Annotated in this window: 25 protein-coding genes; 16 read left to right on the top strand and 9 right to left on the bottom strand. The window is 64.1% G+C overall.

Annotation, left to right across the window (positions count from 1 at the left end; genetic code table 11):
- Window positions 1-77: 77 nt before the first annotated feature.
- Window positions 78-965 (top strand): LysR family transcriptional regulator, encoded by an 888-nt coding sequence (locus CK489_RS17560; protein WP_245350404.1) that lies wholly within the window; start codon window positions 78-80, stop codon window positions 963-965.
- A 30-nt stretch (window positions 966-995) separates the two neighbouring features.
- Here CK489_RS17560 and CK489_RS17565 read toward each other — a convergent pair whose 3' ends face one another.
- The gene (locus tag CK489_RS17565) at window positions 996-1211 is read right to left on the bottom strand and encodes a SlyX family protein (protein ID WP_050627156.1); all 216 of its coding nucleotides are present in this window, start codon (window positions 1209-1211) and stop codon (window positions 996-998) included.
- Complete coding sequence (gene trhO, locus CK489_RS17570; protein ID WP_095733122.1) at window positions 1204-1956, bottom strand: oxygen-dependent tRNA uridine(34) hydroxylase TrhO; 753 nt, start codon at window positions 1954-1956, stop codon at window positions 1204-1206. Before trhO ends, CK489_RS17565 begins: the two co-directional genes overlap by 8 nt.
- A gap of 183 nt (window positions 1957-2139) precedes the next feature.
- Between trhO and ggt the strand changes: the two genes are divergently transcribed.
- From ggt to CK489_RS17590, 4 genes are all read left to right on the top strand, one after another.
- A complete protein-coding gene (ggt, locus tag CK489_RS17575; protein ID WP_095733123.1) occupies window positions 2140-3726 on the top strand; it encodes a gamma-glutamyltransferase in 1587 nt (528 codons plus the stop codon).
- 181 nt (window positions 3727-3907) lie between these two features.
- The gene (locus CK489_RS17580) at window positions 3908-5059 is read left to right on the top strand and encodes an NAD(P)/FAD-dependent oxidoreductase (protein WP_095733682.1); all 1152 of its coding nucleotides are present in this window, start codon (window positions 3908-3910) and stop codon (window positions 5057-5059) included.
- 63 nt (window positions 5060-5122) lie between these two features.
- Window positions 5123-5581: an FKBP-type peptidyl-prolyl cis-trans isomerase gene (locus CK489_RS17585; protein ID WP_094193799.1), complete on the top strand. Its 459-nt coding sequence runs from the start codon at window positions 5123-5125 to the stop codon at window positions 5579-5581.
- A 47-nt stretch (window positions 5582-5628) separates the two neighbouring features.
- Complete coding sequence (locus CK489_RS17590) at window positions 5629-6618, top strand: D-2-hydroxyacid dehydrogenase family protein (protein WP_095733124.1); 990 nt, start codon at window positions 5629-5631, stop codon at window positions 6616-6618.
- A gap of 58 nt (window positions 6619-6676) precedes the next feature.
- Here the strand turns inward: CK489_RS17590 and CK489_RS17595 are convergent, their stop codons facing one another.
- Entirely contained in the window at window positions 6677-6892 is a 216-nt protein-coding gene (locus tag CK489_RS17595) for a CsbD family protein (protein WP_095733683.1), read from the bottom strand.
- A gap of 144 nt (window positions 6893-7036) precedes the next feature.
- On the opposite strand from CK489_RS17595, the gene CK489_RS17600 reads away from it, so the two are divergent.
- Both CK489_RS17600 and CK489_RS17605 read left to right on the top strand, forming a co-directional pair.
- Window positions 7037-7558 (top strand): cupin domain-containing protein, encoded by a 522-nt coding sequence (locus tag CK489_RS17600; RefSeq protein WP_050627161.1) that lies wholly within the window; start codon window positions 7037-7039, stop codon window positions 7556-7558.
- A gap of 50 nt (window positions 7559-7608) precedes the next feature.
- Complete coding sequence (locus CK489_RS17605; protein WP_050627162.1) at window positions 7609-8346, top strand: enoyl-CoA hydratase/isomerase family protein; 738 nt, start codon at window positions 7609-7611, stop codon at window positions 8344-8346.
- Window positions 8347-8411: 65 nt separating this feature from the next.
- Here CK489_RS17605 and CK489_RS17610 read toward each other — a convergent pair whose 3' ends face one another.
- Entirely contained in the window at window positions 8412-9938 is a 1527-nt protein-coding gene (locus tag CK489_RS17610; protein ID WP_095733125.1) for an amidohydrolase family protein, read from the bottom strand.
- Between the two features lie 216 nt (window positions 9939-10154).
- Here CK489_RS17610 and CK489_RS17615 point away from each other — a divergent pair, with 216 nt between their 5' ends.
- Both CK489_RS17615 and CK489_RS17620 read left to right on the top strand, forming a co-directional pair.
- A complete protein-coding gene (locus CK489_RS17615) occupies window positions 10155-11171 on the top strand; it encodes an alpha/beta hydrolase (RefSeq protein WP_095733684.1) in 1017 nt (338 codons plus the stop codon).
- Between the two features lie 103 nt (window positions 11172-11274).
- Complete coding sequence (locus tag CK489_RS17620) at window positions 11275-11709, top strand: VOC family protein (protein WP_095733126.1); 435 nt, start codon at window positions 11275-11277, stop codon at window positions 11707-11709.
- A 159-nt stretch (window positions 11710-11868) separates the two neighbouring features.
- Here the strand turns inward: CK489_RS17620 and CK489_RS17625 are convergent, their stop codons facing one another.
- Together CK489_RS17625 and CK489_RS17630 are read right to left on the bottom strand one after the other, a co-directional pair.
- Window positions 11869-13314, bottom strand: coding sequence for a sensor histidine kinase (locus CK489_RS17625; protein WP_095733685.1), 1446 nt, complete (start codon window positions 13312-13314; stop codon window positions 11869-11871).
- On the bottom strand, window positions 13314-13985 hold the full coding sequence (locus tag CK489_RS17630; RefSeq protein ID WP_095733127.1) for a response regulator: 672 nt from the start codon (window positions 13983-13985) through the stop codon (window positions 13314-13316). Before CK489_RS17630 ends, CK489_RS17625 begins: the two co-directional genes overlap by 1 nt.
- Before the next feature lie 563 nt (window positions 13986-14548).
- Here CK489_RS17630 and CK489_RS17635 point away from each other — a divergent pair.
- The 3 genes from CK489_RS17635 (at window position 14549) to CK489_RS17645 (ending at window position 17118) form a co-directional block, all read left to right on the top strand.
- Entirely contained in the window at window positions 14549-16264 is a 1716-nt protein-coding gene (locus CK489_RS17635; protein WP_198960947.1) for a glycosyltransferase family 39 protein, read from the top strand.
- A 71-nt stretch (window positions 16265-16335) separates the two neighbouring features.
- Window positions 16336-16659: a ComEA family DNA-binding protein gene (locus CK489_RS17640; RefSeq protein WP_095733128.1), complete on the top strand. Its 324-nt coding sequence runs from the start codon at window positions 16336-16338 to the stop codon at window positions 16657-16659.
- Between the two features lie 129 nt (window positions 16660-16788).
- Entirely contained in the window at window positions 16789-17118 is a 330-nt protein-coding gene (locus CK489_RS17645; RefSeq protein WP_095733129.1) for a hypothetical protein, read from the top strand.
- 44 nt (window positions 17119-17162) lie between these two features.
- On the opposite strand, the gene CK489_RS17650 is transcribed toward CK489_RS17645, so the two are convergent.
- Complete coding sequence (locus CK489_RS17650; RefSeq protein ID WP_095733130.1) at window positions 17163-18308, bottom strand: hypothetical protein; 1146 nt, start codon at window positions 18306-18308, stop codon at window positions 17163-17165.
- Window positions 18309-18310: 2 nt separating this feature from the next.
- Window positions 18311-19015 carry a FecR family protein gene (locus CK489_RS17655; RefSeq protein ID WP_050627167.1) on the bottom strand — a complete coding sequence of 235 codons (705 nt, stop codon included), beginning with the start codon at window positions 19013-19015 and terminating at the stop codon, window positions 18311-18313.
- Between the two features lie 238 nt (window positions 19016-19253).
- On the opposite strand from CK489_RS17655, the gene CK489_RS17660 reads away from it, so the two are divergent.
- Window positions 19254-20558, top strand: coding sequence for a phospholipid carrier-dependent glycosyltransferase (locus CK489_RS17660; protein WP_502694125.1), 1305 nt, complete (start codon window positions 19254-19256; stop codon window positions 20556-20558).
- Window positions 20559-20617: 59 nt separating this feature from the next.
- Here CK489_RS17660 and CK489_RS17665 read toward each other — a convergent pair whose 3' ends face one another.
- Entirely contained in the window at window positions 20618-21250 is a 633-nt protein-coding gene (locus CK489_RS17665; RefSeq protein ID WP_095733131.1) for an OmpA family protein, read from the bottom strand.
- A gap of 161 nt (window positions 21251-21411) precedes the next feature.
- Here CK489_RS17665 and CK489_RS17670 point away from each other — a divergent pair, with 161 nt between their 5' ends.
- From CK489_RS17670 to CK489_RS17680, 3 genes are all read left to right on the top strand, one after another.
- Window positions 21412-21654, top strand: coding sequence for a hypothetical protein (locus CK489_RS17670; protein WP_050627170.1), 243 nt, complete (start codon window positions 21412-21414; stop codon window positions 21652-21654).
- Between the two features lie 105 nt (window positions 21655-21759).
- Entirely contained in the window at window positions 21760-22923 is a 1164-nt protein-coding gene (locus CK489_RS17675; protein WP_095733132.1) for a winged helix-turn-helix domain-containing protein, read from the top strand.
- A gap of 250 nt (window positions 22924-23173) precedes the next feature.
- Window positions 23174-24499 (top strand): MFS transporter, encoded by a 1326-nt coding sequence (locus CK489_RS17680; protein ID WP_095733133.1) that lies wholly within the window; start codon window positions 23174-23176, stop codon window positions 24497-24499.
- The last annotated feature ends 94 nt before the right edge of the window (window positions 24500-24593 follow it).

Consider the following 24593-nt stretch of genomic DNA (forward strand, 5'->3'; position numbering starts at 1 on the left):
GCAACCAAATGTTAGTATAGCTAAATCACATACTGGAGAACGTAATTGCGTCCCGTGCTGAGATTGGAGGGCTCGCGATGCACAGACCACGTCAGCATTTGAATATTCCTACCGAGATTGTTCGTACCGTCGTTGCGATTGCAGAGACGGGAAGTCTATCGAAGGCCGGAGAGCGTCTTGGCCTCAGTCAGCCGGCGATCAGTTCGCAGGTCAAGCGACTGCAGAGCCTGGTTGGTGGCGCGCTGTTCGTCAGAACGGCAAACGGCACCACGACCACCGAACTCGGCAAGGTTGCCGTGCAGCAGGCACGGCGCATCCTCGAAGCGAACGATCAACTGCTTCGGCTCGGCGGCAATCATGAAGGACCGCAGCCGTTGCGGCTCGGCATGAGCACGATGCTCGCCGAGGAATTCCTCAAGCTGCATCCCGCCGACGTGCTCGCCGACGTGCTGGTTCACGCCGACATGTCGCCGATCGTCATCAGGGGATTGATCGACGGCTACATCGACATCGCCTTCGTCTACAGCAACCCGTCGCTTGAGAACGAAGACGAGGTGACGATCGCCGCCGAGGCCGACGAGCGTTCGGTGTGGGTGCGATCACGCGACTTTGTCCTGCGGCCGGGCGCCCCGATCCCGATCCTGGCGTGGCCGGGTGACGACTGGATGATCCGGACGCTCACCAAGCACAACATCTCGTACAAGATCGTGTTCAGGAGCCCGAACCACCAGCTGCGGCTGGAAGCCGCGCGGGCCGGATACGGCCTGACGGCGTGCCCCGAGCGGATGATCCCGTCATCGCTGATTTCGGCCAAGGACTATTATCTTCCGGAGCTTCCGGTGCAGAAGCGCCTGCTGTGTGTTCGCCCGGGCCTCGAGGGCAGCCGCGCGACGGCGATGGTGCAGCGGCTGTCCAGCCTGTTCTTCAGCGGCGCCAAGCCGATGCGTCAGGCGAGCAACATGTAGTCCGGTGTCGTCGCGTTGCGGCGGCATCGGTCAATAGTGCGGTGGGCGCTCGTTGGCGGGGCCCGGCGCCTGGCGTTCGGCCTCCTGAAGCCGGTCGCGCAGCTCGGCGAGCTGGCGCGTCAGCACATCGATCTGCTTCCATTGCGCCGTGATGGTCTGGTTGAGCGTCTCGATCGCTTCGTCCTGATAGGTCAGGCGGACCTCCAGCGCATCGATCCGCTCGCTCAGCCTTGCCGTGTCATTCATGCGCCGCGTCCTCGCGTCCACGCTCGCGCAGCCCGTGGCCGAGCGCGACGCGCCCATCGAACACAAAACAGTCGCCGCGCCAGCGGCTGTCCTGCCGGGACGTCTCCTCTAGATATCTGAGGATCCCGCCCTTGAGGTGATAGACCTCGGCGAAGCCCTGCGCGAGCAGATAGGCGCTCGCCTTCTCGCAGCGGATGCCGCCGGTGCAGAACATTGCGATCCGGCGGTGCTTCGCGGGATCGAGGTGCAGCGCGGTAAATTCCTTGAACTGTCCAAAGCTCGCGATCTTGGGATCGACCGCGCCTTCGAAGCTGCCCATCGCGACCTCGAATGCGTTGCGGGTGTCGAGCACCATGATGTCAGGCGAGGCGATCAGTTCGTTCCAGTCGGCGGCGTCGACATAGGTGCCGACCTGCCGGGTCGGATCGACCGTGGTGTCGCCGAGCGTCACGATCTCCTTCTTCAACCGTATCTTGAGCCGCTGGAACGGCATCTGCGCGGCCGCGGAGAACTTCAGCTCGAGATTGTCGAGGCGGCCGCCGAACAGCGGCCCGTGCCTGAGTTCGGCGACGAAGCCATCGATCGCTGCATCGCTGCCGGCGATGGTGCCGTTGATGCCCTCATGCGCGAGCAGCACGCTGCCCTTGAGCTCGAGCTCCGCGCAGAACGCGCGCAGCGGCTCGCGCAATGCGCGGAAGTCGGGCAGCGCGGCGAACTGATAGAAGGCGGCGACCTTGAGTGGCATGGCCGGGGTTTATCAGGCCGGCTCGGTCGGCGTAACCCCGCAAAGCCATGCATTACCGGGATAATCCCTCTGGCATGCCAGGCATTGCTCTGCCGGGGATGAATGTGCCATGTACTTTCCATCCCCTTGGCACCCTGCCGCCGCAGCAGCATCAGACCATCACGATCAAGCGAGCTCTCTGTTATGAGGAATTTCCACTTCGCCGGCCGATCCACGGTCCATGCCCAGAACGCGATGGTCGCCACATCGCATCCGCAGGCGGCGCTGGTGGCCATCGAGGTGATGCGCGAGGGCGGCACGGCCGCTGACGCTGCGGTCGCGGCCTGCGCGCTGCTCGGCGTCATCGAACCGCAATCGACCGGCATCGGCGGCGACTGTTTCGCGCTGATCCAGCCGCGGGGCGAGGGCAAGATCACGGCCTACAATGGCAGCGGCCGGGCGCCGATGGCGGCGACCGCCGAGTGGTACCTCGAGCGCAAGATCCATTCGGTGCCGCTGACCTCGGCGCATGCCGTCAGCATTCCCGGCTCCATCGATGCCTGGGACGTGATCCTCAGGGATCACGGCAAGTTCGGCTTGGACCGGCTGCTGCAGCCCGCGATCAAGGCGGCCGAAGAAGGCTATGTCGTTGCTCCACGCATCGCCTTCGACTGGAAGAACGGCTTCGAGAAGCTGAAGAACGGCACCAACACCGAGCGCTATCTGTTGCCGCACGGCAAGCCCGCGGTCGCCGGCGACGTGATCCGCCAGCCCGAGCTCGGCAAGACGCTGCGCGCGATCGCGCAGAAGGGCCGCGACGCGTTCTACAGCGGCGAGATCGCCGCCGACATGGTCGACACGCTGCGCGGCATCGGCGGCCTGCACACGCTGGAGGACTTCGCGGCGCATTCGACCGAGACGACCTCGCCGATCGGCACGATGTACAAGGGTTACGACGTCTGGCAGTGCCCGCCGAACGGCCCGGGCATCACCATGCTGGTTATGCTCAACATCCTGTCGCGCTTCGACCTGACCAAATTCAAGCCGCTCAGCATCGAGCGCTTCCACCTCGAGGCGGAGGCCGCACGCATCGCCTACATGATGCGCGAGCAGTATATCGGTGATCCCCAGCACGCCCACGTCGATGTCGCCGCCATCCTGTCGAAGGAATTCGCCGACGAGCACATCAGGAACATCCGGATGGACCGGCTGCTCGAGCTGCCGAACGTCGCGCCGCCGATGAATCCGTCGACCGTCTACATCACGGTGGTCGACAAGGATCGCAACGTCTGCTCCTTCATCAACTCGATCGCGCATTCGTTCGGCTCGGCGATCGTCTCCAACAAGACCGGTATCCTGCTGCAGAACCGCGCCGGCGGCTTCCGCATCCAGCCCGGCCATCCGAACTGCATCGCGCCGGGCAAGCGTCCGCTGCACACCATCATCCCGGCGCTGGCCACCATGAACGGCCGCGCGGTGATGCCGTATGGCGTGATGGGCGGGCAGTATCAGCCGGTCGGCCAGACCCATGTGCTGACCAACATGCTGGACTACGGCTGTGACATCCAGGAAGCGATCGACATGCCGCGCGGCCTGCATTACGAGGGCGTCTATCAGCTCGAGGACAGCGTGCCGGCAGAGATCGTGGAAGGCCTGAAGAAGATCGGCCACAAGACCACCAGCGTGGTCGCGCCGCTCGGCGGCGGCCAGGGGATCTGGATCGATTGGGACAAGGGCACGCTGACCGGCGGCTCCGATCCGCGCAAGGACGGCTGCGCACTCGGCTACTGATTGTCGCGGCCGATCAGGCCGGAACGGCGGAACCGGGCGTTGTCGCGGGGGTTGGTGCTGAAAGCCCTTCCCCGCGAGGCCGACCATCCGCACCTTCGATTCAGATGAGACCGAACAGGCCGATCTGCGCGGCGGCGCCTCGCCCTGGCTTGCCGCCTCGAAGCTTGTGCCGCGCACGACGTTGGTCGGAAACCTTTTCTGCGATGCACTCATCGTCGGCGCCGGCATCACCGGTGCCTTGGTCGCTGAGCGGCTGACGCGCCAGGGGCTCGACGTCGTCATCGTCGATCGCGAGCACCCCGGCCGTGGCAGTACTGCGGCCAGCACCTCGATGCTGTTGTGGGAGATCGATCGGCCGCTGGTCGAGCTGACCGCGATCTACGGCTTCGAGCGAGCTGCACGCGCCTATCGCGCGAGCCTGCAGGCGGTGACCGGCCTGACCTCGCTGATCCGCAATGCCAGTATTCCGGGACAGATCAGAGCGAAGCGCTCGCTGTATCTGGCGGTGGGAAGCTCCGCGGCCGAACTGCTCGACGAGTACCGGCTGCGCAACCGCGCCGGCTTGCCCGGCGAGTTTCTCGACCATGGGCGGCTGCTGGAAACGTTCGGCATGGCGCGTGCCGGCGCGATCCTATCGCCCGGCGCGGCGGATGCCGATCCGCTGCAACTCGCCCGCGGCTTGCTTCGCCTCGCGGTCGCACGCGGGGCGCGGCTGTTCGATGCCGAGGCCGTTGCATTTGATCCGGCAGGTCGCGCGGTCACGGTCGGATTCGACAACGGCCGCGAAGTTGCAGCGAAAGCGGTGGTGCTGGCCACCGGCTATGCGATGCCCGACATCGTTCATTCGAAGGTCGAAACCGTGTCCTCGAGCTGGGCGATCGCGACTGCTCCGCAGCCGCACAACATCTGGAAGGACGGCGTGCTGATCTGGGAATGCACGAAGGACTATCTCTACGCACGCACGACGCCGGATGGCCGCATCATCGTCGGCGGTGAGGACAGCGACGAGATCGTCGAGCCGGACGCGCGCGATCGTCTCATTCCGGCGAAATCGCGCGTATTGGCGAAGCGTCTCGCCGCGCTGTGGCCCTATGCCGAGACCGAGATCGACTACCGCTGGGCGGGGACGTTCGACACGACGAGCGACGGCTTGCCGTTGATCGGTCCGGTCCCTGGTGCGAAGGGGGTCTACGCCGCCTATGGCTATGGCGGCAATGGCATCACGTTTTCCTATCTGGCGGCGCAATTGATCGGCGACCTGATCGCCGGCCGTGGCTCGCCATTACTTGGCGATTTCGCACTGGACCGCGATGGCGGCATGGCCGGTCACTGAAAAATGGCTAGGGATTTGGCCCGCGCTGGGCTAGAGACGGCCGTCCTTCACGAGAGGTGCAAGATGCGATCTTCCCGACGCACGATCATCAAGACTGCGTTTGCCGGCCTTGCGGCGGCAGTCTCCACGTCCGTTGTCAGCAGGACGGCAACGGCGCAAACGGCAGGAAAGCCCATGACGACAGCCTCAGGTCTCCAGATCATCGACAGCAAGGTCGGCACCGGTGCCTCGCCGAAGCCGGGCCAGACCTGCGTCATGCACTACACCGGTTGGCTCTACGAGAACGGCCAGAAGGGCAAGAAGTTCGACTCCTCGGTCGATCGCAATGAGCCGTTCGAGTTTCCGATCGGCCAGGGCCACGTCATCAAGGGCTGGGACGAGGGCGTCGCCACCATGAAGGTCGGCGGCAAGCGCACGCTGATCATTCCGCCGAACCTCGGCTATGGCGCGCGCGGCGCCGGCGGCGTGATCCCGCCGAATGCCACGCTGATGTTCGACGTCGAACTGCTCGGTGTGAAGTAAGCCACAGGCCGTCAGGTAACCGGCCCACGACAACAGGGGGCGCAGCGATGAAGATCTCGATCCTCGACGATTATTTCGACACGCTGCGTACCCTCGATTGCTTTGACAAGCTCCACGGCCACGACGTCACGATCTGGAACGATCATGTCCAGGACGTCGATGCGCTCGCCAAGCGGCTCGCCGACACCGACGCGCTGGTGCTGATCCGCGAACGCACCCAGATCCGCACGCCGCTGCTCGAACGGTTGCCGAAGCTGAAGCTGATCAGCCAGCGCAGCGTCTATCCGCATATCGACATCGACACCTGCACGCGGCTCGGCATCATCGTGTCGTCGAGCCAGCATGCCGATACGCCGTCCTACGCCACCGCCGAATTCACCTGGGGCCTGATCCTCGCGGCGATGCGCGCGATTCCGCAGCAGATGGCGGCGCTCAAGGCCGGCAAATGGCAGATCGGCGTCGGCCATACGTTGCGCGGCAAGACGCTCGGCATCTACGGCTATGGCCGCATCGGCGCCGTGGTCGCAGGCTACGGCAGGGCGTTCGGCATGAAGGTGCTGGTCTGGGCGCGCGAGGCCGCGCTGGCGAAGGCCCGCGCCGACGGCTACGAGACCGCGGCCAGCAAGGCTGATTTCTTCGCCCGCTGCGACGTGCTGTCGCTGCATATGCGGCTGGTCGACGCCACGCGTGGCATCGTCAAGGCGGAAGATCTCGCACGGATGAAACAGACCGCGCTGATCGTCAATACCAGCCGCGCGCCGCTGATCGAGCCGGTCGCGTTGGTCGATGCGCTGCGTGCGGGCCGGCCCGGCATGGCCGCGATCGACGTCTACGAGAAGGAGCCGCTGCGCGACACTGCGGACCCGCTGCTCAATATGGACAATGTCGTCTGCACGCCGCATCTCGGTTACGTCTCGCGCGACGAATACGAGATCCAGTTCACCGATATCTTCGATCAGATCGTGGCCTATGCGACTGGCGCGCCGACCAATGTGGTGAATCCGGATGTGCTGGCACATCCGCGCCCACGCGACTGACAGGCGTCGCATATGCTCGAACGGGCGGGCCCGATCGGCCGGCCGTCTCGTCTATCGTTCAGCGAGGCCAATGGGCCGCTGAGGTCGCTCTCTTGAGCGCATTTTCGACGATTCGCTTGGCGCCGCCGAGTGCCTTCTGTCCCTTGCCCTTGGCTTCCTGGATCGCGCCCCGGCCCTGCATCGCGGGAGAACCGGTAGCCTTGCCAATGCGCCGCCTGAGCCTGCCGATCGCCTCGTTGGCGCTGCCCCTGATCTTGTCGGTCGTGCTGGTCATGAAATACTCCTTCGGAATACGCTGACGCAACGCGCCGGGACATCGCGATGTTCCGATTGGCTATGTTCCGATTTTGCGCTCGCCTGCGCGCGCGCTTTTCGATAGCGTTCCCGGCACGAAACTCGACCAACGAAAGCAAGAACGATGAGCGGTTCCCACGATCACACCCATTCTCACGACCACGGTCATCGTCACGACGACGAGCGCTGGAAGCACGACGGCGTCCGCGTGATTCCCGGCAACCAGCTCGATCCGAACGTGCCGTCGACCGCCGGCATGGACCGCAAGGCCGCGATCAATTTCGCCCGCGTCGGCGCCCAGAAATTGTGGGCGGGCACCGTCAGCATCAAGCCGGACGCCAAGACCGGCGCGCACCATCACGGTCATCTCGAGAGCATCATCTATGTCGTGAAGGGCAAGGCGCGGATGCGCTGGGGCGAGAAGCTGCAGTTCACCGCCGAAGCCGGTCCCGGCGATTTCATCTTCGTGCCGCCCTATGTGCCGCACCAGGAGATCAATGCCAGTCCGGACGAGGTGCTGGAATGCGTGCTGGTGCGCTCCGACGGCGAGGCGGTCGCGGTCAACCTCGACATCGAGCCGGTCGAGAAGCCGGAGAACGTGCTGTGGGTCGATCCGGTGCATCGGCATCCCGACGAGAAAAAGTGACGCGCGCGGCGCGGCCGCGTTGAAAAGAACAATAAAACAGGGAGGCCAGCATGACGCTCGTTCGTTACGAGAGCGCGGATCACGTCGCCACCATTACGATGGCACGCAGCGAGAAACATAACGCGCTCAACAACGCGCTGTGTACGGAGTTGCGTGATGCGTGGCTGCGGTTCCGCGACAGCGACGATCGCGTCGCGGTGCTGGCTTCCGCGGAGGAGAAGTATTTTTCGGTCGGCGCCGATGTCGCCGACCTTCCCGTCAACATGTGGCACGCGGTGCCCGGCCTCGGCGTCGATCTGGACAAGCCGGTCATTGCGGCGACCTCAGGCTGGGTCGTCGGCGGGGCCTTTGTGCTGGTCCAGATGGCCGATCTATGCGTGGCGTCCGAGACGACACGCTTCATCTATCCCGAGGGCAAGATCGGCACGACGGCCGGTGGCGTCTCGTCGGTGATGGCGCGGATGCCGCACAAGATCGCCATGGAATTCCTCCTGGTGGGCGAGGAAATGTCGGCGGAGCGGGCCTGGCAGATCGGCTTCGTCAACAAGGTCGCCCCGAAGGGGCAGCATGTCGCGATGGCGCAGGAGATGGCCGCGAAGATCGCCGGCAACGCACCGCTCGTGGTTCGCGCGCTGAAGAAGCTCGCCCGTGAAGCGATGCCGAAGGGGCCATTGGAAACCGTCGCCGACGTGCGGCGGCTGCTTGACGAAGTGCGAGACAGCGACGACCTCAAGGAGGGCGTCAAGGCGTTCAGCGAGAAGCGGAAGCCGAATTTCAAGGGAAAGTAAGAGGCTTCTCGCCTCGTCATTCCGGGGCGAGGCGAAGCGTCGAACCCCGGAATGACGACGAGGGACTACGCAAACACCGTGTGGTCGATCACCCCGTTCGGCACCACATAGCCGTAGCGTGTATTTGACGGCTCCGGGCCGGCCTTCTCGTACTGCGCCTTCATCATCGCGAAGCGGTCGCCCTTGATGTCGAGCATCGCGCGCTTCGGTTGGATGTTGTAGAGCCGCGCATTGTTGTCGCCGAAGATCGCCGTCTTCACCGGTCCATCGGCGGGCCCAAGCGGGGCGTAGCCGAACTTCTTCTGCATCATTTCAGGGATCTCCAGCCGCCGCAGGCCTTCGATCTGCCATTGCGGCGCGCCGGTCCACAGCGCATCCGTGCCCCAGACGACGTGATCGGCGCCGAGTCCCTTGATCAGGGTGCCCATCAGCGCGGCGCAGACATTGGGCTCGGCGACCAGCGTGGTCGCGAACAACTGCCCGACATCGCCGTAGACATTGTTGACGCCATACTGCGCCGGGATGTCGGCGAGATCGCTTGTCCACGCAATCCGGCCGGTGCGCTCGAACTCGGCGAGCGCGACCTTGGGATCGCCGCCGACATGGCGATAGGCCGAGTGGTAGATCACGAAGTTGAGCTGTGGCCAGTCCTTGGCTGCCTGGCCGACATCGGCGACGTCGGCGAAGCCGCGCAGGTTCGGATACTGCTTCTCGATCCCGGGCGGGAACAGGCCCTTGTGGACGCAGACATTCTTGATGCCCGCCTTCACCATTTTCTCATAGCCCTTGTAGGCGACCTTCTCGTCGTCGAGCCGCCAGGGGTAGCGGCTGATCTCCTTGTGGGTGTTGTCGCCGATCGTGTAGCCCTTGCAGGATTCCGGCTTCAACGCCAGCGCCGCGTCGAGCTTGTCGAGCCAGCCGGGCTGCCCCGGCGTGAAGATCGCGTGACAGAACACGCGCCGCGATCCGGCCTCGTCGTTGATCTTCTTGCGCGCGTCGGCCATCTGCTCATTGGTGAGGAACCAGTCCTGCTCGATATCCGACGGCGCCGAGGAGATCAGCGCGATCTTGGTGTCGGAATCGAGAAACATCTCCTTCTTGTAGTTGTTGAACTTGAGATCCTCGATGGTCTGCTCGTGAGCGTTGAGCTCCTTGTTCCAGCCGGCCTTGCCGACTGCCTTGCGCATTTCCACGAAACCCATGATGCGGGTGTCGTCGCGCAGGAAATGCGTGTGCATGTCCATGATGAACTGGTCTTTCAGGCCGTTGGCGCGCTCTTGCGCCATCGCAGGCGTTGCGGCTTCCGCCGGGGTTACGTCGAACAGCTGCCCATAAACCTGGTTCATCGCGACGAAGGAGGCGGCCATGCCGGCCGCGGTCTGGAAGAATTTGCGGCGGTCGAGACCCTGCTTGCCGCCGAGTTCGTCGGCCATCGCGAGCAGCCGTCCCTCAACCTCTCGCTGACGTTCGTTCTGTGGGTCGGGATAGAACTCGTCGCTGGAGACGATCTGGGTCGGGATCGGCGTCTGGTACTGGCACAGTTCGGAGGGCATCAAGGCGGCAAGTTCTTCATCTGTGAGATTGCTGCTCATTCTTCGCTCCCGCATCTCGCCGGATTTTTCCGGTCGGACCGCGGCGGAGACTAGGACCAAGTCCGTTCGTCGTCCGTGCCGACTGCCGTCGGCGGCGTTCACAAAATCGTGCATCCTATCTTCGACGGCGAGGCGCGAGCGTTGCGCAACCGCTCATGCGCGCTGCTATGCTCGATCGCAGCGGATCGGACGAAGAAATCCGGAAGGGAGCGAACCATGATGCCAGCAGACCATTCGCGGCGCGCCATCATCAAAGGCATCGGCGTTGCTGCGGCTGCCGGTGCACTCGGCGCGACGCCGGCACAGGCTGCGAGCGCAATTCCCACCGAAGGAGAAATATGGAGCAATGAATACTGGGCGAAGAAGGGTGAGATCCCCTTGTGGATGTTCCGCAAGCGGATCGGTGCGCCGAAGCCGGGCGAGCCGGCGCGGCCCGTGGTGTTCTTCGTCCACGGCTCGTCGGTGACATCGCGGGTGTTCGACCTCACGGTGCCCGGCAAGGGCGAGTATTCGCTGCTCAACGTGTTTGCGCGCTACGGCTTCGACTGCTGGACCATGGATCACGAGAACTACGGCAGGTCGGGCCGCACCTCGGGCAACGCCGATATCGCGAGCGGCGTCGAGGACCTGAAGGCGGCGGTCGAGGTGATCGCGCATGAGACCGGGCAGACGAAATACCACTTCGTCGGCGAATCCTCAGGCGCGCTGCGGGCGGGCGCCTTCGCGATGGCCGCGCCCGAGCGGATCGACCGGCTGGTGTTCGCTGCCTTCACCTACAAGGGCGAGGGCTCGCCGACGCTGGCAAAGCGCGCCGAGCAGCTCGCTTACTATCGCAGCCACAACATGCGCAAGCGCGACCGCGACATGATCCGCTCGATCGCGACCCGCGACAAACCGGGCACGTCCGACCCCGCCGTGGTCGAGGTGCTGGCCGATGTCGAGATGCAGTTCGGCGACCAGATCCCGACCGGCACCTATCTCGACATGACCGCCAATCTGCCGGTGGTGCATCCGGAGAAGGTGCTGGCGCCGGTGCTACTGGTCCGCGGCGAGTATGACGGGATCGCGTCGGTGCCCGATCTCGAGGAGTTCTTCAACAAGCTGCCGAACGGCGACCGCCAGTTCATCATTCTGCCCGGCACCGCCCATTCGGTGGTGCTCGCCACCAATCGTGAGCTGTTCTGGCACGTGACGCGGGCATTTCTCACCATGCCGACGCCGATCGTGACCTGAGCCAACCTGCGGCACGACGCCGCAACAAAAATTTGCGCGGCGATGTCGGGAAGCGGCTAGACGGTTCGTCCTCGGGGTACAACCCCGCCAACAGGAGCCTTTCATGGCCAATCCCACGATGATCTTCGTCAACCTGCCGGTCAGCAACCTCGCGCATGCCACTGCGTTCTACGAGGCGATCGGCGCGACGAAGAATCCGCAATTCTCCGACGACACCGCCTCCTGCATGGTGATCTCGGAGACCATTTTCGTCATGCTGCTGACCCACGACAAATTCCGGCAGTTCACGCCGAAGAAGATCGCCGACGCCCGGACCACGAGCGAGGTCCTGGTCTGCCTGTCGGCCGCCAACCGCGACGCCGTCGACGGCTACGTGACCAAGGCGAAGGCCGCGGGCGGCACCGCCGATCCGGCGCCGAAGCAGGATTTCGGCTTCATGTACGGCCGCAGCTTCGAGGATCCCGATGGTCACATCTGGGAAGTGATGTGGATGGACGTCGAGGCTGCGGCGAAGCAGTCCGCTGCGGCTACCGCCTGATCGCCGCGGCAAGGAGCCCATCGATGCCAGAGGTGCCAGTCTGCCTGCGGTTCGACGGTGAGGCGGCGAACGTTTACGTCTCGCAACCTCCGGGCTCCAATCCAGCGCAACACGATCGACGGCCCGGCCGCAAAGGCCGGGACAGATCGAACGAAGGCCTCAGGCGGCGGGGATGCCGTTCGGCCGCGCGTCGGTGATGGCGTGGCCGGCCTTTCTCCCTGACGGCGTGTCGGATGGCTGACAGGCCGGGACCGGAAAGTTCAGTTCGACCGTGGTGCCGCCGCCAGGCGTTTGGCACAGAGCAACGGTCCCGTTGTGGGTGGTCATCACCTGGGAAACGATCGAAAGCCCGAGCCCAGTCCCCTCCGCGCTGGTGTTTCCACGTCTGAAGGGCTCAAGCAGATGTTCGGGCTGGCCGGGCTCAAGGCCGGACCCGAAGTCAATGACGCTCAATCGCGCCGGTGCTTCGACCTTGATGAGGACGGAGCCGCCGGCACTTCCATGGGTCATGGCGTTTCGGATCAGATTCGAGAGCGCGACGGCGATCGCGACTTCCGAACCACGCACCCGGATCGGGTGACGCGGCTCCGTGAACGCAATGTCGCTTCCGTTCTTCAACGCCATCGGCACGTGTTCGGCCGCAACCCTGCGCGCAAGCGCACCGAGGTCCATGTCGATCAGCTCGGCAGGATCCGCGGAGATGCGCGCCAACTGAAGCAGCATGGTGACAATCGACGACAGCTTCTGGTTCTCGGCTATCAGCCTGGTACGCAACGGAGCGTCCTCGACCTGCTCGAGTATGGTGCGCGCATTGGTCAAGGGCGTCCGAAGTTCGTGTGCCGCATTCGACAGGAAATTCCGCTGCGCTTTTGAAGCGGTGTCTATCCGCGACAGCGCGCGATTGAAAGCCACGACGAGTGGCAGGAGCTCGGATGGCGCATTGTCTTCCGGCAGGCGGCGGCCGTCCGAAACCCCGTCGATCATTTCGGCGGCCGCGGCGACCGCTCGTACGGGACGCGCGATGAGCGTCGGCACAAAAACCATGGCGGTAAACGCGGTCGCCGCCAGGACGAGGATGATGGGGAGCGCAACGATGGTCGCATCGGTGAGCATTCCGGTCGTCAGTTGGCCTGCCGTATAGGCCACGCCACCGGTTTCGATCCACACCTCGCCCACGGGCGTATTCCTGATCGCGGCCATCTTCTTCAGCTTCGTGGTTTCGCCGTCGAACGCGTAGGCGAGGAAACTCGTCCCGTCACGAGATGTCTGAGTCTTCTGTGGCCGCCACTTTGGTACCGGGCCGTAGCTGACCTCTCCGCTCTTGTCGGACACGACGTACCAGAATGTCGGGAAATTGCGGGTGATCTCGTCCAGCCGCGACGTCGGCTTGAGCGCGAGTTGCCCGGCTTCGTTGCGTGTTACCGCCTCCTTCAATGCGTCGGCGACGTCGGCCGCGGCCCAGGTGCCATCATCGTCACCGCCGAACCGGATCAGCAGGGCCGCTGCGCAGAGCAGCATGATGGTCGTCACCGCGCCGATCAGTGTCGCGGACAGCACCGCGATCGAGCGATGGCTGCGCTTGAGCGTTTGCCACTTCAACATCATCATTCACCACTCAGCAGATACCCGAGGCCGCGGACCGGTTTGATGACGATCCTGCAATTGGCCGCACGGAGGCGCCGGCGCAGCCGCGAAACATGCGCTTCGATCGCGTTTGATTGAATCTCGTCGTCAAAATCATAGGCCGCAACTTCAAGGGTCTCGCGCAGGACAACGCGGCCGATCCGCCGCACCATGGCTTCCAGAATTGCCAGCTCGCGGCGCGGGACGACGATCGGCTGGTGATCGACGCAGACCTCGCGGTTGAGCACGTCGTAGCTCAGATTGCCGATGCGAACCACGGCCCCTCGATCCAGAAAGAGGCGCCGGAGCACGGCCTTTGCTCGCGCGACCAATTCGATCGGTTCAAACGGCTTGGCCACATAATCGTCCGCCCCCTCGTCGAGGGCGCGCGCAATATCGACGGGATCATCGAGCGCGGTCAGCACGATCGTCGCGGGGCTGGGCTTCTGTTGCTTCAGGTCGCGCAGCAAGGCCAGACCATCGCCATCAGGTAGTCCGCGATCGATCACCACCAGTTCGAAATTCCGCACGGCCACCGCGGCCCGGCCCTCCTCGAGCGTCGTGACCATATCAGATGAGCCGAAGGCCGTTCCCAGAGTATCCCGCAACCATGGCCCAAGCTGAGGATCATCCTCCACGACCAGAACTCGCACCGCATTCTCCCAAGCATGAGACACGGCTTCTACCATTACGGACGGATTACCATAAGATTACGGCTGGCCGGAAAACTGCGATCTTTCATCTCAATACACTGACGTGTTGAGCGCTTTCTGGTGATTCCACCGGATTTTTTGACTCCGCGCGCGTGAGGCTGCGGCCCGATCGGCGGCCCAGTGCAAGGCCCGTCAGAATGGGCGCAGATCCGGCTCAGTCGCTCCCGCGAACGGCTCGCCGCTGCGGCTGACGCGATCGCGTCAATGACCCCTGCGGCCACTGCTGCCCCGTAACCGGCGCCGGCTCCGAACTCCAAGCGCCCCGAAGCCGAGCAGCGTCATGATCATCATGATGGCAAGTCTGTGCATGCGTGTCTCCGCGATGAGATTTCTCCGCCAGAGGCATCCATCAGCATTACCTGCAAATGACCGCTATCGGCGCTGCGCGGACGCATCCACGGCGACGTGGGTCGAGCCACGTCAGGCTGTCGTAATGGTGGCTGTGAAGAGCATGCCGATGGAAGTCGCCGACATGACGTTAGCGATAAGAAAACGAAGGCCTCATGCCGGTGGATTTTGCGTTGTCGGCGATGGCCAAGCGGTCGGACCGCTGCCCGGCGCGGTGGCGCCGACCGTTCAATCGTTGGCTGGAAGGGGTCGAAGCGGGATGGGCGGTGCCGCTGCTGCTCGCCTGCTTCGTCGGCATCTGGACGGTGTATCTGGCCGTGGCCTACCACGGCGCGGGCCTGCACCCCGACGTGCTGGAGACCTGGACGTATGGACGGCATTTCGCGTGGGGGTATCCCAAGCACCCTCCGTTGATGGGGTGGGTGACGGGCGCGTGGACCTCGGTCTTTCCGCTGACCGACTGGTCGTTGCGACTGATGGCGATGACGAATGCAGCGTTGGCATTGTGGTTCGTCGACCTGATCGCAAGACGGTTCGTGAGCGGCCACAAGCGCCTGATCGTGCTGCTCCTGCTCATGCTGACCCCGGCGTACCAGTTTCACGCACAGCGCTTCAATGCCAACGCCGTGCTGCTCGCCGTCTGGCCGCTTGCGACCTATTGCTTCCTTCGCGCCTTTGAAACACGTGCGCCGCTCTGGGCGATTGCCGCAGGTCTGGCGGCCTCCCTTGCGATGCTGGGCAAGTACTATTCCATCTTTCTGGTCGCGAGCTTCGTGTTGTCGGCAATGATTCACCCGTCGCGGCGCGCCTATTTCACTTCAGGTTCGCCCTGGATCTCCGCCGCCGCGGGGCTGCTTGCGCTGTTTCCCCACCTGCACTGGCTGGCGACGACAGGCGGGGAGCCCGTCTACTATGCCGCGACGCATGTGCGGGCCGATTTCCTCACCGCGCTGCAGGATGCCGCCAATTTCCTAATGGGCCTTGCTGCGGCCGTGGGTGTGTCCGCCGCGACGTGGGTGATGATCGCCGGCTATCGAATGAGGCGGCTGTCGCGAGACCTCGTGGCGTCGGATCCAAACCTGAAGCTCATCTTCCACGTCGCGATCGGCACGATCGTGCTTCCCGTCGTTACCTCCATATTTCTCTGCACCGACTTGCCGTCGCTATGGGCGCTGCAGGGATTGTTTCTGCTCGCCGTGCCGATCGTTTGCAGCACCCGCTACCGGATCGAGCGCTTCTACACGGTCAATGCCGCGCTCCTGGTCGCAGGGATAGCGATCGCTGCCGCCGTAATCGCAGCCCCGGTTCACGCGCTCTACCGCAACAGCCACGGTTACGAGGAAGGACGAAGCTTTTATCATCAGGCCGCGGACAAGCTCACCCGGCTGTGGCACGAAGAGATGCGTACGCCGCTGTCGATCGTTGGAGGCAATGACAGCCTTGGGCTTGCGGTGGCATTCTACAGCTCGGATCACCCGCACTATGGCGGCTCCTTTGCCCACCAGTACTCCTTGGCATTGCCTCGCCAGGTAACGCCGGAGCGCGGTTGGGCTGCGCTCTGCTTCGCCGATCAAGACCATTGCCTTGAATGGACTGAACAGATGGCGGCGCGGGCCGGAAGCTATGTCAGGCGCGAATTCTCCGTTCAATCGAGCTTGTTCGGAATCCCGGGCGTCAGGCGAAGCCTCGTTGCATTCATGGTGGCGCCGCTTCGCGAACCGGGCGGCGCAGCTTCAAGCCTCGCCAATGATGTTGCTCCGGCCAGGACCCGTATCCATCGCAGATGGAATCACGGAGTCGCAGGGCCTGCTCGTCTTGATGCGTTGACCGGAGGCATCGGTCGGATGTCGCCGCGACGATCGCAATTGTAATCTTGCGGTAATCGATCGCCGCTTTATCGGCAGCCGGGTCAGGGGCGTCATATCACGAAGGACAGCACTCCATGTTCATCAGGTTGGTTTGCATCAGCCTCGGCGTGTGCGCCGTCATCGGTGCCACCGCGTTGGCACAGACATCGCCATCGAAGACCGGTTCGGCCCACCAGGCGCCCGCGACACGCGAGGCGACCGGTCATGTCGAGAGGGTCAACCTCAACACCGCGCCTGTCAGCGAGCTGGTGAAGATTCCGCATCTCAGCGTCCGCGGGGTCACCGCGATCACGGAGGCGAGGGCGAAGTCGAAGTTCAAGGATTGGAACGATTTCGTGGCGAGGCGGGTCGTGCCGCGATTTGTCAGGATCGAGATCAAGGACCTCGTCACGTTCTAGAAGCGCTATTCGCGCAGTGGCGCAACGGAGAACGCCGGTCCCGCCGCGATGTCATCCTGCGGTAAGCCCGATAGTCGATCGCTGCCATCGGCCGGCGTGGCTATCGAACTCGAATGAGGATATGATTGAATGAAACGAGTAGCTGTTGTTTCGGCTGTCGTCGTGATCGTCATGGGCAGTCTTGCGTCGACAGAAGCTGCGGCGCGTAGCCGGCGCGGAGATGCCGTGGCTGTCGGCATCGTTGGCGGCCTCGCCGTTGGCGCCTTGCTGGGCTCGACCATGACCGCCCGGGCAGCTCCAGCCTATGTCTACGAGAGGGAGTATTATCCGCCGGCCCCTGTCGTCCACTATCATCATCACGTGTACGAATACGGCGACGAATATCCCGGCGGATATGATCACGGATATACTTCCGGGTATCGGGAAGGATATTCCGACGGCTACTGGGACAATGATTGAACGCGATTGGGTGTCGTCGCTGGAGGCCGGCGACGACCCCCGTCCTAGTAACTGATCCGCAGCCCGACGCCGCCGTGGACCGTGTTGCCGACCGGTTGCGGTCCGGCGGTGCCGTTGAGGAACAGGTCGGCGATCCAGCCCTTGGTGATACGGAAGCCGACGCGGCCGCCATATTCGAACCAGCCCTGATTGCCGATTGTCGGCACGATCGTCCCATCGCCCGTGACGGTCGCGACGATGCCGGAATGGGTGGCGAAGGATTGCACCCAGCCGCCGTTGATGTTGGTTTCGATGTTCGATCCGAACAGATGCGTCCACTGGCCGCCGATCTTGACCAGGCTGGTGCGATCGGTGCCGTCGGCGATGGTGGCGTCGAACGGATTGAAGGCGACCGCCGGATCGCTGTAGCCCTTGACCCGCTGCCAGAGCTGCCAGACCTCGACCGAGGCCGCGACCTCGTCGCGCGCCGACAATCGGCTGATCCAGCCCGCGCGCCCGTACACGCCGTAATTCTCGCTCGAGGTCTGGCCGGTGACCGACACCGGGCCGAGGCTGGTCGTGTAGCTGCGGGTGTAGCGCACCTTCTCGGACGGCGAGAGGATGCTGCCGATGTCGAAGAACGGCCGCGACGAGCCCCAGTCGACGAAGTCATAGCGCAGCGCGAAGGCGCCGATCGGTGCGCTGGTGACGTTGTAGCCGCCCTCGCCATATTGCGTGTAGGCGATGCCGGCGAGCAGCGACAGATTCGGCGTGATGGTCTTGCGGCCATGGATGCCGGCCGAGAACGAGCCGGCGGAGCCGAAGGCGCTGATGCAGTCGTCGCAATTGACTTGCTCGTTGACGCCGAGCAGCACCGATCCGAGCACGCGGTTGGTGATCATCTGGTTGAAGCGCTGGTCGGCGAGACCGCTGATCGAACTGCCGCTCGACGGCGCGCCGGTGATCGGTGTCGGCGACGGGCTCGGCGTTGGAGTCGGCGTGGGAATGGGGGTCGGCGTAGGCGATGGTGTGGCAGTGGGTGTCGGCGTCGGTGTGGGGCTCGCTCCACAGTTCGACGACAGGCTGTCCGAGTTGCAGTTCGGCGTTGGAGATTGAGCCTGTGCCGGCCCAGCCAGCGCCTGCAGCATAGCGAGCGACAGCGCCAACGTCAGAGCCGTCAACAGGACCACGTGATGGATGCGCAGTGCCATTGTCACCGTCCGCACAGCATGCCGGCGTCGTCGACCGGCGGCGTCACCGGTGATGCATCCGCGAACTGGGTGACGGTGCAGAGCCCTGCGGCCTGGGTGCAGGTTGCGGCAAAAGTCCAGGGTGGGTTGTTGGTCTTCTGGATCGTGGTGCGGCCGCCGCTCGACGTGATGATCGCGGTGTCGCCGGGCTGGGTCAGATCGATGCACTGCCGGCTCGACGTACACACGGTCGAAGCGCCTTCCTGCAACACCACGGTGGTCTTGCCGCGCTGTGACAGGATATCGAGCACCGTGCCGCGAACACCGATGGTCGCAAGCGGCGTCGTGATCTTGTAGGCCGCCTTGTCCGAGTGGCCGGTGACGAAGCGGAACGCACCCGAGGTCAGGCGGACCGCGACATCGCGATAGTGATGCTCGTCGTCGAACACGGTGCGATCGAGCTTGAGCGAGGCATTCGGCCCGAGCGAGAGGTTGGTGCTGTCGGCCATCACCAGCCGCGCCGCGCTCTCGAGACCGGTGCGCACCGTCTCATCGCGCAGCAGCGCATCGCCGACATTGATCGGCGTGGTTGCAGCGGCAACGCGGACGACCTCGTTCTTCACCATCGCCGCTTCGCCGACGCGTGTCTGCGCCTGAGCGGGATGCGCCGTCACGGCGACGGCAAGACCGAGTGCTAGCAGGGAGAAAAGGCTGTGAGGCGAATTCATTGCAATACCGATCGACTGAACGCCATCATCGTACCGGATCGGGCATGCATCTGATATTGTATATATGTCACAAGCTCCCCCGAGGTGACTGGATGGTTAGTCTCTGTCGATTCGATCACGTTCAACGCCATGGACGTGAAAGTGAGTTCCGATCACACAGGTCACACTCGCCGCGTGCGACGGCGCGATCGTAGCTCACACTTCGCTCACACTTGTCCTCCTCGCAGCGTGCCCGCCCTTGATCATCGCATCCAAATCTCCTTCCGTTCTGCGGCGTGCCCCTGCGCGCACGGCGATCGTCGCGGCGATCATCTTCATCGTCGCCCATGTCGTGCTGCTGCTCGGGATCACGGCGCCGGACAAGCTCTATTTCGATGAGGTGCATTACGTGCCGGCGGCGCGGCAGATGCTCCAGCCGGTGGTCGAGGGGCCGATCCTCAACCCGATGCATCCGCCGCTTGCCAAGGAGATCATCGCCCTCTCGATCAAGGCGTTCGGCGACGTGCCGCTCGGATGGCGTTATCCCGCCGCGCTGTTCGGCGCGCTGGCGCTGGTCGGCGTCTATCTCGGCGCGCTCGCGCTGTTTGGGTCGCAGGAGCGCGCGATTGCTGCCATGCTGCTGGCGTTCTTCAACCAGATGCTGTTCGTGCAGTCGCGGATCGCGATGCTGGATATTTTCGCGCTCGCCTTCTGTCTGTTGGCGGTCGCAGCTTTCATCCGCGGCTTCAGGCAAACGCGGCCGCACGCCGCCTTCGCGCTGGCGGGCCTGGCCGTGGGGCTGGCGAGCGCCTGCAAATGGAGCGGGCTGTTCGTGCTCGCGACCTGCATCGCGATCGTCGTGGTGATCCGCCTGATGCAGGGCTGGCGCACGCGCTTCGCCGACGCCAATGCGGAGGATTGGTACCGGCCGGACCTGTGGCCGGATTTCCGTCTACCGCACTTCATCGTCTGCTTCGTGCTGATCCCGTCGGCCGTCTATCTCGCGACCTTCGTGCCGCTGGTCGGCTTTTCGTTCAGCGGCCTCGTCGAGGCGCAGCGCCGCATCTTTGCCGACAACACCACGACCGCGATTGCGGGCCATACCTACATGAGCTCATGGCCGTCCTGGCCGTTCCTGGTGCGCCCGGTCTGGTATCTGTTCGAGAAGGTCGGCGATGACAGGTTCGCGGCGGTCGTGTTTCTCGGCAATCCGCTGGTGCTGTGGCCGGCATTGATCGCGCTGATCGTCGCGCTGCGCGACTGGATTGTCGAGCGCTGTCGCGACGCGTTTCTCGTGCTTGCGTTCTATCTCGGTCCGTATCTCGCCTGGGCGCTGCTGCCGCGCACACTCGGCTTCATCTATTACTATCTGCCGGCGGCGACCACCGCGAGCCTCGTGCTGGTCTATGCCCTGACGCGCAAGGGCGCGCCGCGCTGGTTGTTGTGGGCCTTCGTCGCGGTCGGATGCGCGGGCTTCATCGCGATGCTGCCGATCACGGTCGCTGCCGTCGAGACGTCGATTGCGACCTTCAATCGGCTGATGCTGTTCCAGAACTGGATTTGAAGCCCTGAAACAAGCGATCCGCCTGTCGGGTCCGACATGCGGATCGGAAGTTCGGGAGATTACTGCTGCGCCGTCTTGGTATCCATGTTGACCACCTGCACGCGGCGGTTGGTCGGGTCCATCGGCGCGTTTGGGTCTTTCGGCCGCGTCTTGCCGTAGCCGACGGTCACGAGATCGGAGCCGTTCAGGCCGTAATGCTCGACCAGATAGGTCTTGATGGTGTCGGCGCGGCGCTCCGAGAGATCCTGGTTATAGGCTTCGCTGCCGATAGCATCGGTGTGGCCGGCGACGACGAAGGTCGAGCCCTTCATGCTGGCATCCGACAGCGCCTTGCCGAGCTCCTGCACCGCCTGGGCCGAGCCCTTCGCGATCTCAGCCGAGTTGTAATCGAAGTGAATCTCCAGATCGATCTTCGGCTTGTTGGCGGCGATGTCTGCGATCTCCTGGCGTTCGCCCAGTGACAGCGAGCGGGTCTGCCGGTTGCGAACGGTATTGAGGAAGCTCGCCTCCTTGGCCGAAGCGGCCGGGTCGACCTGCGTGCCGGCGGAGAGGCTGCGGGTGGCTGACTTCGGCTTTAGCGCATTGAGGATCTGGGCGGCGGGAACGGTGTCACTGCCGGCCAGTGCGACGCCCGCCGTCATCGACAGCGCAGCGCCGATTGTCAAAAGAGACAGGAAATGGGAGCGGGTCATGGTCTTGGTCCTTGAATGTCCGGCCAGCCAATCCGGCTGCTATCGTTTTGATGCTGGGAACCTAGGACGGGTTCAAAGCCCCGAATGTGATCTAGATCACGGTTGCATGGGCCGGCCCAGCCCTGTGCCAGGCCGGGGCGCTTGGCGGAGAGGAGGATCATATGGCCCACGTCAATCGCGTCCTTCGCTCGATCAATGACGAAGGTGGCTCGCGCTGCGTTGATATCTTCCTGCGTCCGGACGGCAGCATCGGCTTCGAAGAATATCGGCGCGACGTCGAAGATGGCCGCGGCTGGTTTCCGATCGGCGGCCATTCGTCCCGGGTCTTCCATGAGGAGAACGCCGCGCTCGCGGCGGCGCTGGCGGACGTTCCCTGGTTGCGGGGAGCCGTTGGTCCGCCGTAGGCGGCCCGAAGCGCCGCGCAACGTCGAGGGGCGATGATCATGCACGGCCGATTTCCCTCGCGCGGCTCTCCACAGCGGCGCGAATCTCACTACATTGCCGGAGCAATGCCCCGCGCCGCCGAACCCTTATCCCTGAACAATGCCGCCGCTCGCCATATCTGGCTGCGTGCGCAGCGGCTCGATACAACGGCGCCGTTCGGGGAGGGCGCGTCAGCCGTGGCGGCCGCCGTCGACCATCTCGGCTATGTGCAGATCGACACCATCAACGTGATCGAGCGCTGCCATCACCATATCCTGTTCACCCGGATTCCGGATTACCGCCGCGCCGACCTCAAGCAGGCGCAGAGCCAGGACAAGAGCGTGTTCGAATACTGGACGCACGCGCTGTCCTACGTGCCGTCCAAGGACATCAACATCTTCCTGCCGGCGATGAAGGCGCATAAGCGCGACGGCCATAAATGGTTCGCGTCGGTGACCCCGGCGGACACGCGCAAGATCATGCGGCTGCTGCGCGAGGGTCCGCTGACCATCCGCGACATCGAAGACGACGTGCTGACCGAGAAGGAGCATCTCTGGCAGAGCCGCAAACCGTCCAAGCGCGCGCTGCAGCTCGCCTTCTATGGCGGCGTGGTCACGATCAGCGAGCGCGCGGGCATGCTGAAGACCTACGAGCTGATGAACAGGCATTTCGGCTGGAACAAGCCGCCGAAGCCCGCGCCGGCCTCGGCCAGGACCGCCTATCTGCTCGACCGCGCACTGCGCTCGCAGGGCATCGTCAGCCTGGATTCGATCTGCCATCTCGACGCGCCGAGCAAGAAGGCGGTGCGCGGCCTGATCGAGGCGCGGGTGCGCCGCAAGGAGCTGGTCCGGATCGCGCTCGATGGCGCCGGCAAGCAGGAGCATTGGGCGCGGCCCGAGGCGCTGGAAGCGAGCGGCGAGGGCGATCCCGCGCTCGTGCACATCCTCTCGCCCTTCGATCCCTTGATCATCCAGCGCAAGCGCACCGAGCTGTTCTTCGGCTACGGCCATCGTTTCGAGGCCTACGTGCCGAAGCAGAAGCGCCTGTTCGGCTACTTCGCGCTGCCGGTGCTGGTCGGCGACGACATCGTTGCCGCTCTCGACCTCAAGACCGACCGGCAGAACAGGAAGCTGCTGATGCAGAAATGGAGCTGGGTCGGCAACGGTAAGAGGCAAGCGGGGCGCAAGGAGCTGAAGCGCCGCATCGAGGAGGAGCTCGACCGCTTCGAGCGCTTCCAGCTGGCGGAGTAGGTCCCGGAACTCTCTATCCGTCATTGCGAGCGAAAGCGAAGCAATCCATCGCGCCGCAAGACGGACGGATGGATCGCTTCGTCGCTTCAGCGCAAAATTGCTCTGCAATTTTGTCGCGAGCCCCTCGCAATGACGCAGTGGATAACGCTCGGTGTTCCCGTTTGCACCGCGTGCTGCGACTCTTTGCCATTGCCCAATGCCGGGCCAGCCAATATTCCTCAAGCCAAGCATTTGCCTTGGGGGGAAACAGATGAGCCAGACCGCAACCGCTGCGCCCGATCGCGGCGCCCACAGCGAGGTCGAGACGTCCACGATCCGCGCGATCTCCTGGCGGCTGATCCCGTTCCTGATCCTGGCCTACTTCTTCTCCTATCTCGACCGCGTCAATCTCAGCTTCGCGGCGCTCACCATGAACACCGAGCTGAAGTTCTCGCCCCTGGTGTTCTCGTTTGGGGCCGGCATCTTCTTCATCGGCTATTTCGTCTTCGAGGTGCCGAGCAACCTGGCGCTGGAGCGGTTCGGCGCCAGCAAGTGGATCGCCCGCATCATGGTGAGCTGGGGCATCCTGTCGGCGTTGATGGCGGCAGTCTATGACGAGCACAGCTTCTACGCGGTGCGCTTTTTCCTCGGCGTGGCCGAGGCCGGCTTCTTCCCCGGCATCATCCTTTATCTCACCTATTGGTACCCGGCCGAATATCGCGCCCGCTTCCTCGCCGCCTTCGCGATCGCCGTCCCGGTCTCGACCGCGATCGGCGCGCCGATCTCCGGCCTCTTGCTCGGGCTCGATGGTGTGATGGGGCTGAAGGGCTGGCAGTGGCTGTTCATCATCGAGGGCGTTCCCTCGGTGTTGCTCGGTATCGTCACCTGGTTCTATCTCACCGACCGGCCGGAGCGGGCCGATTGGCTCTCGGCCGAGCAGAAGGCATGGCTGAAGGCAAAGCTCGATGCCGAGGTGGCGGCCAAGCAGGCGGCCAGGCACTTCACGCTGCTCGAGGCGTTGTGCTCGCCGAAGGTGCTGGCGCTCAGCGCGATCTATTTCGGCTTCGTCGCCGCGCTCTATGGCATGCAGTTCTGGCTGCCGCAGATCGTCAAGGCGTTCGGCCTCAGCAATGCGCAGACCGGCTTTGTCACCGCGATCCCCTATGTGTTCGGCACCATCGCGATGATCCTGTGGGCGCGCCGCTCGGATGCCACGCGCGAGCGCGTGTTTCATGTCGGCGCGCCGCTGCTCCTGACCGCGCTGGCGCTCGCCGTCTCCAGCTACATCTCCGATCCAATCTTGACCATGGTCGTCCTGACGGTCGCCGCGATCGGCGTCTTCTGCACCTTCGCGGTGTTCTGGACGCTGCCGACCGCCTGGCTGTCCGGCACCGCGGCCGCCGGTGCGATCGCGCTGATCAACTCGATCGGCAACCTCGCTGGTTTCCTCGGGCCGTACCTGATCGGCTGGGTCAAGGAGAGCACAGGCAGCACATCGACCGGCCTTTTGGTGCTGTCGCTGCTGCCGCTGATCGGCGGCCTGCTGGTGTTCCTCGGCAGCCACGAGACCAAGACCGAGTTCGCGGAAGCGAAGTAGCGGCGCGTAACGCTCGCGCCGCTGCGTAGGATGGGTAGAGCGCAGCGAAACCCATCATCCCTCCCGCGGCTAGAAAGTTGATGGGTTTCGCTGC

Source organism: Bradyrhizobium sp. UFLA03-84 (assembly GCF_002289535.1).
Classification (GTDB): domain Bacteria; phylum Pseudomonadota; class Alphaproteobacteria; order Rhizobiales; family Xanthobacteraceae; genus Bradyrhizobium; species Bradyrhizobium viridifuturi.

Bases quoted from the DNA above. Each gene is read 5' to 3' on its own strand.
- CK489_RS17675 (WP_095733132.1), top strand. From the start codon at position 21,760: ATGCCCCGCGCCGCCGAACCCTTATCCCTGAACAATGCCGCCGCTCGC.
- CK489_RS17615 (WP_095733684.1), top strand. From the start codon at position 10,155: ATGATGCCAGCAGACCATTCGCGGCGCGCCATCATCAAAGGCATCGGC.
- CK489_RS17565 (WP_050627156.1), bottom strand. From the start codon at position 1,211: ATGAATGACACGGCAAGGCTGAGCGAGCGGATCGATGCGCTGGAGGTC.
- CK489_RS17640 (WP_095733128.1), top strand. From the start codon at position 16,336: ATGTTCATCAGGTTGGTTTGCATCAGCCTCGGCGTGTGCGCCGTCATC.
- ggt (WP_095733123.1), top strand. From the start codon at position 2,140: ATGAGGAATTTCCACTTCGCCGGCCGATCCACGGTCCATGCCCAGAAC.
- CK489_RS17605 (WP_050627162.1), top strand. From the start codon at position 7,609: ATGACGCTCGTTCGTTACGAGAGCGCGGATCACGTCGCCACCATTACG.
- CK489_RS17635 (WP_198960947.1), top strand. From the start codon at position 14,549: ATGCCGGTGGATTTTGCGTTGTCGGCGATGGCCAAGCGGTCGGACCGC.
- CK489_RS17655 (WP_050627167.1), bottom strand. From the start codon at position 19,015: ATGAATTCGCCTCACAGCCTTTTCTCCCTGCTAGCACTCGGTCTTGCC.
- CK489_RS17625 (WP_095733685.1), bottom strand. From the start codon at position 13,314: ATGATGTTGAAGTGGCAAACGCTCAAGCGCAGCCATCGCTCGATCGCG.
- CK489_RS17585 (WP_094193799.1), top strand. From the start codon at position 5,123: ATGCGATCTTCCCGACGCACGATCATCAAGACTGCGTTTGCCGGCCTT.
- CK489_RS17645 (WP_095733129.1), top strand. From the start codon at position 16,789: ATGAAACGAGTAGCTGTTGTTTCGGCTGTCGTCGTGATCGTCATGGGC.
- CK489_RS17610 (WP_095733125.1), bottom strand. From the start codon at position 9,938: ATGAGCAGCAATCTCACAGATGAAGAACTTGCCGCCTTGATGCCCTCC.
- CK489_RS17680 (WP_095733133.1), top strand. From the start codon at position 23,174: ATGAGCCAGACCGCAACCGCTGCGCCCGATCGCGGCGCCCACAGCGAG.
- trhO (WP_095733122.1), bottom strand. From the start codon at position 1,956: ATGCCACTCAAGGTCGCCGCCTTCTATCAGTTCGCCGCGCTGCCCGAC.
- CK489_RS17595 (WP_095733683.1), bottom strand. From the start codon at position 6,892: ATGACCAGCACGACCGACAAGATCAGGGGCAGCGCCAACGAGGCGATC.
- CK489_RS17590 (WP_095733124.1), top strand. From the start codon at position 5,629: ATGAAGATCTCGATCCTCGACGATTATTTCGACACGCTGCGTACCCTC.
- CK489_RS17600 (WP_050627161.1), top strand. From the start codon at position 7,037: ATGAGCGGTTCCCACGATCACACCCATTCTCACGACCACGGTCATCGT.
- CK489_RS17650 (WP_095733130.1), bottom strand. From the start codon at position 18,308: ATGGCACTGCGCATCCATCACGTGGTCCTGTTGACGGCTCTGACGTTG.
- CK489_RS17560 (WP_245350404.1), top strand. From the start codon at position 78: ATGCACAGACCACGTCAGCATTTGAATATTCCTACCGAGATTGTTCGT.
- CK489_RS17620 (WP_095733126.1), top strand. From the start codon at position 11,275: ATGGCCAATCCCACGATGATCTTCGTCAACCTGCCGGTCAGCAACCTC.
- CK489_RS17670 (WP_050627170.1), top strand. From the start codon at position 21,412: ATGGCCCACGTCAATCGCGTCCTTCGCTCGATCAATGACGAAGGTGGC.
- CK489_RS17665 (WP_095733131.1), bottom strand. From the start codon at position 21,250: ATGACCCGCTCCCATTTCCTGTCTCTTTTGACAATCGGCGCTGCGCTG.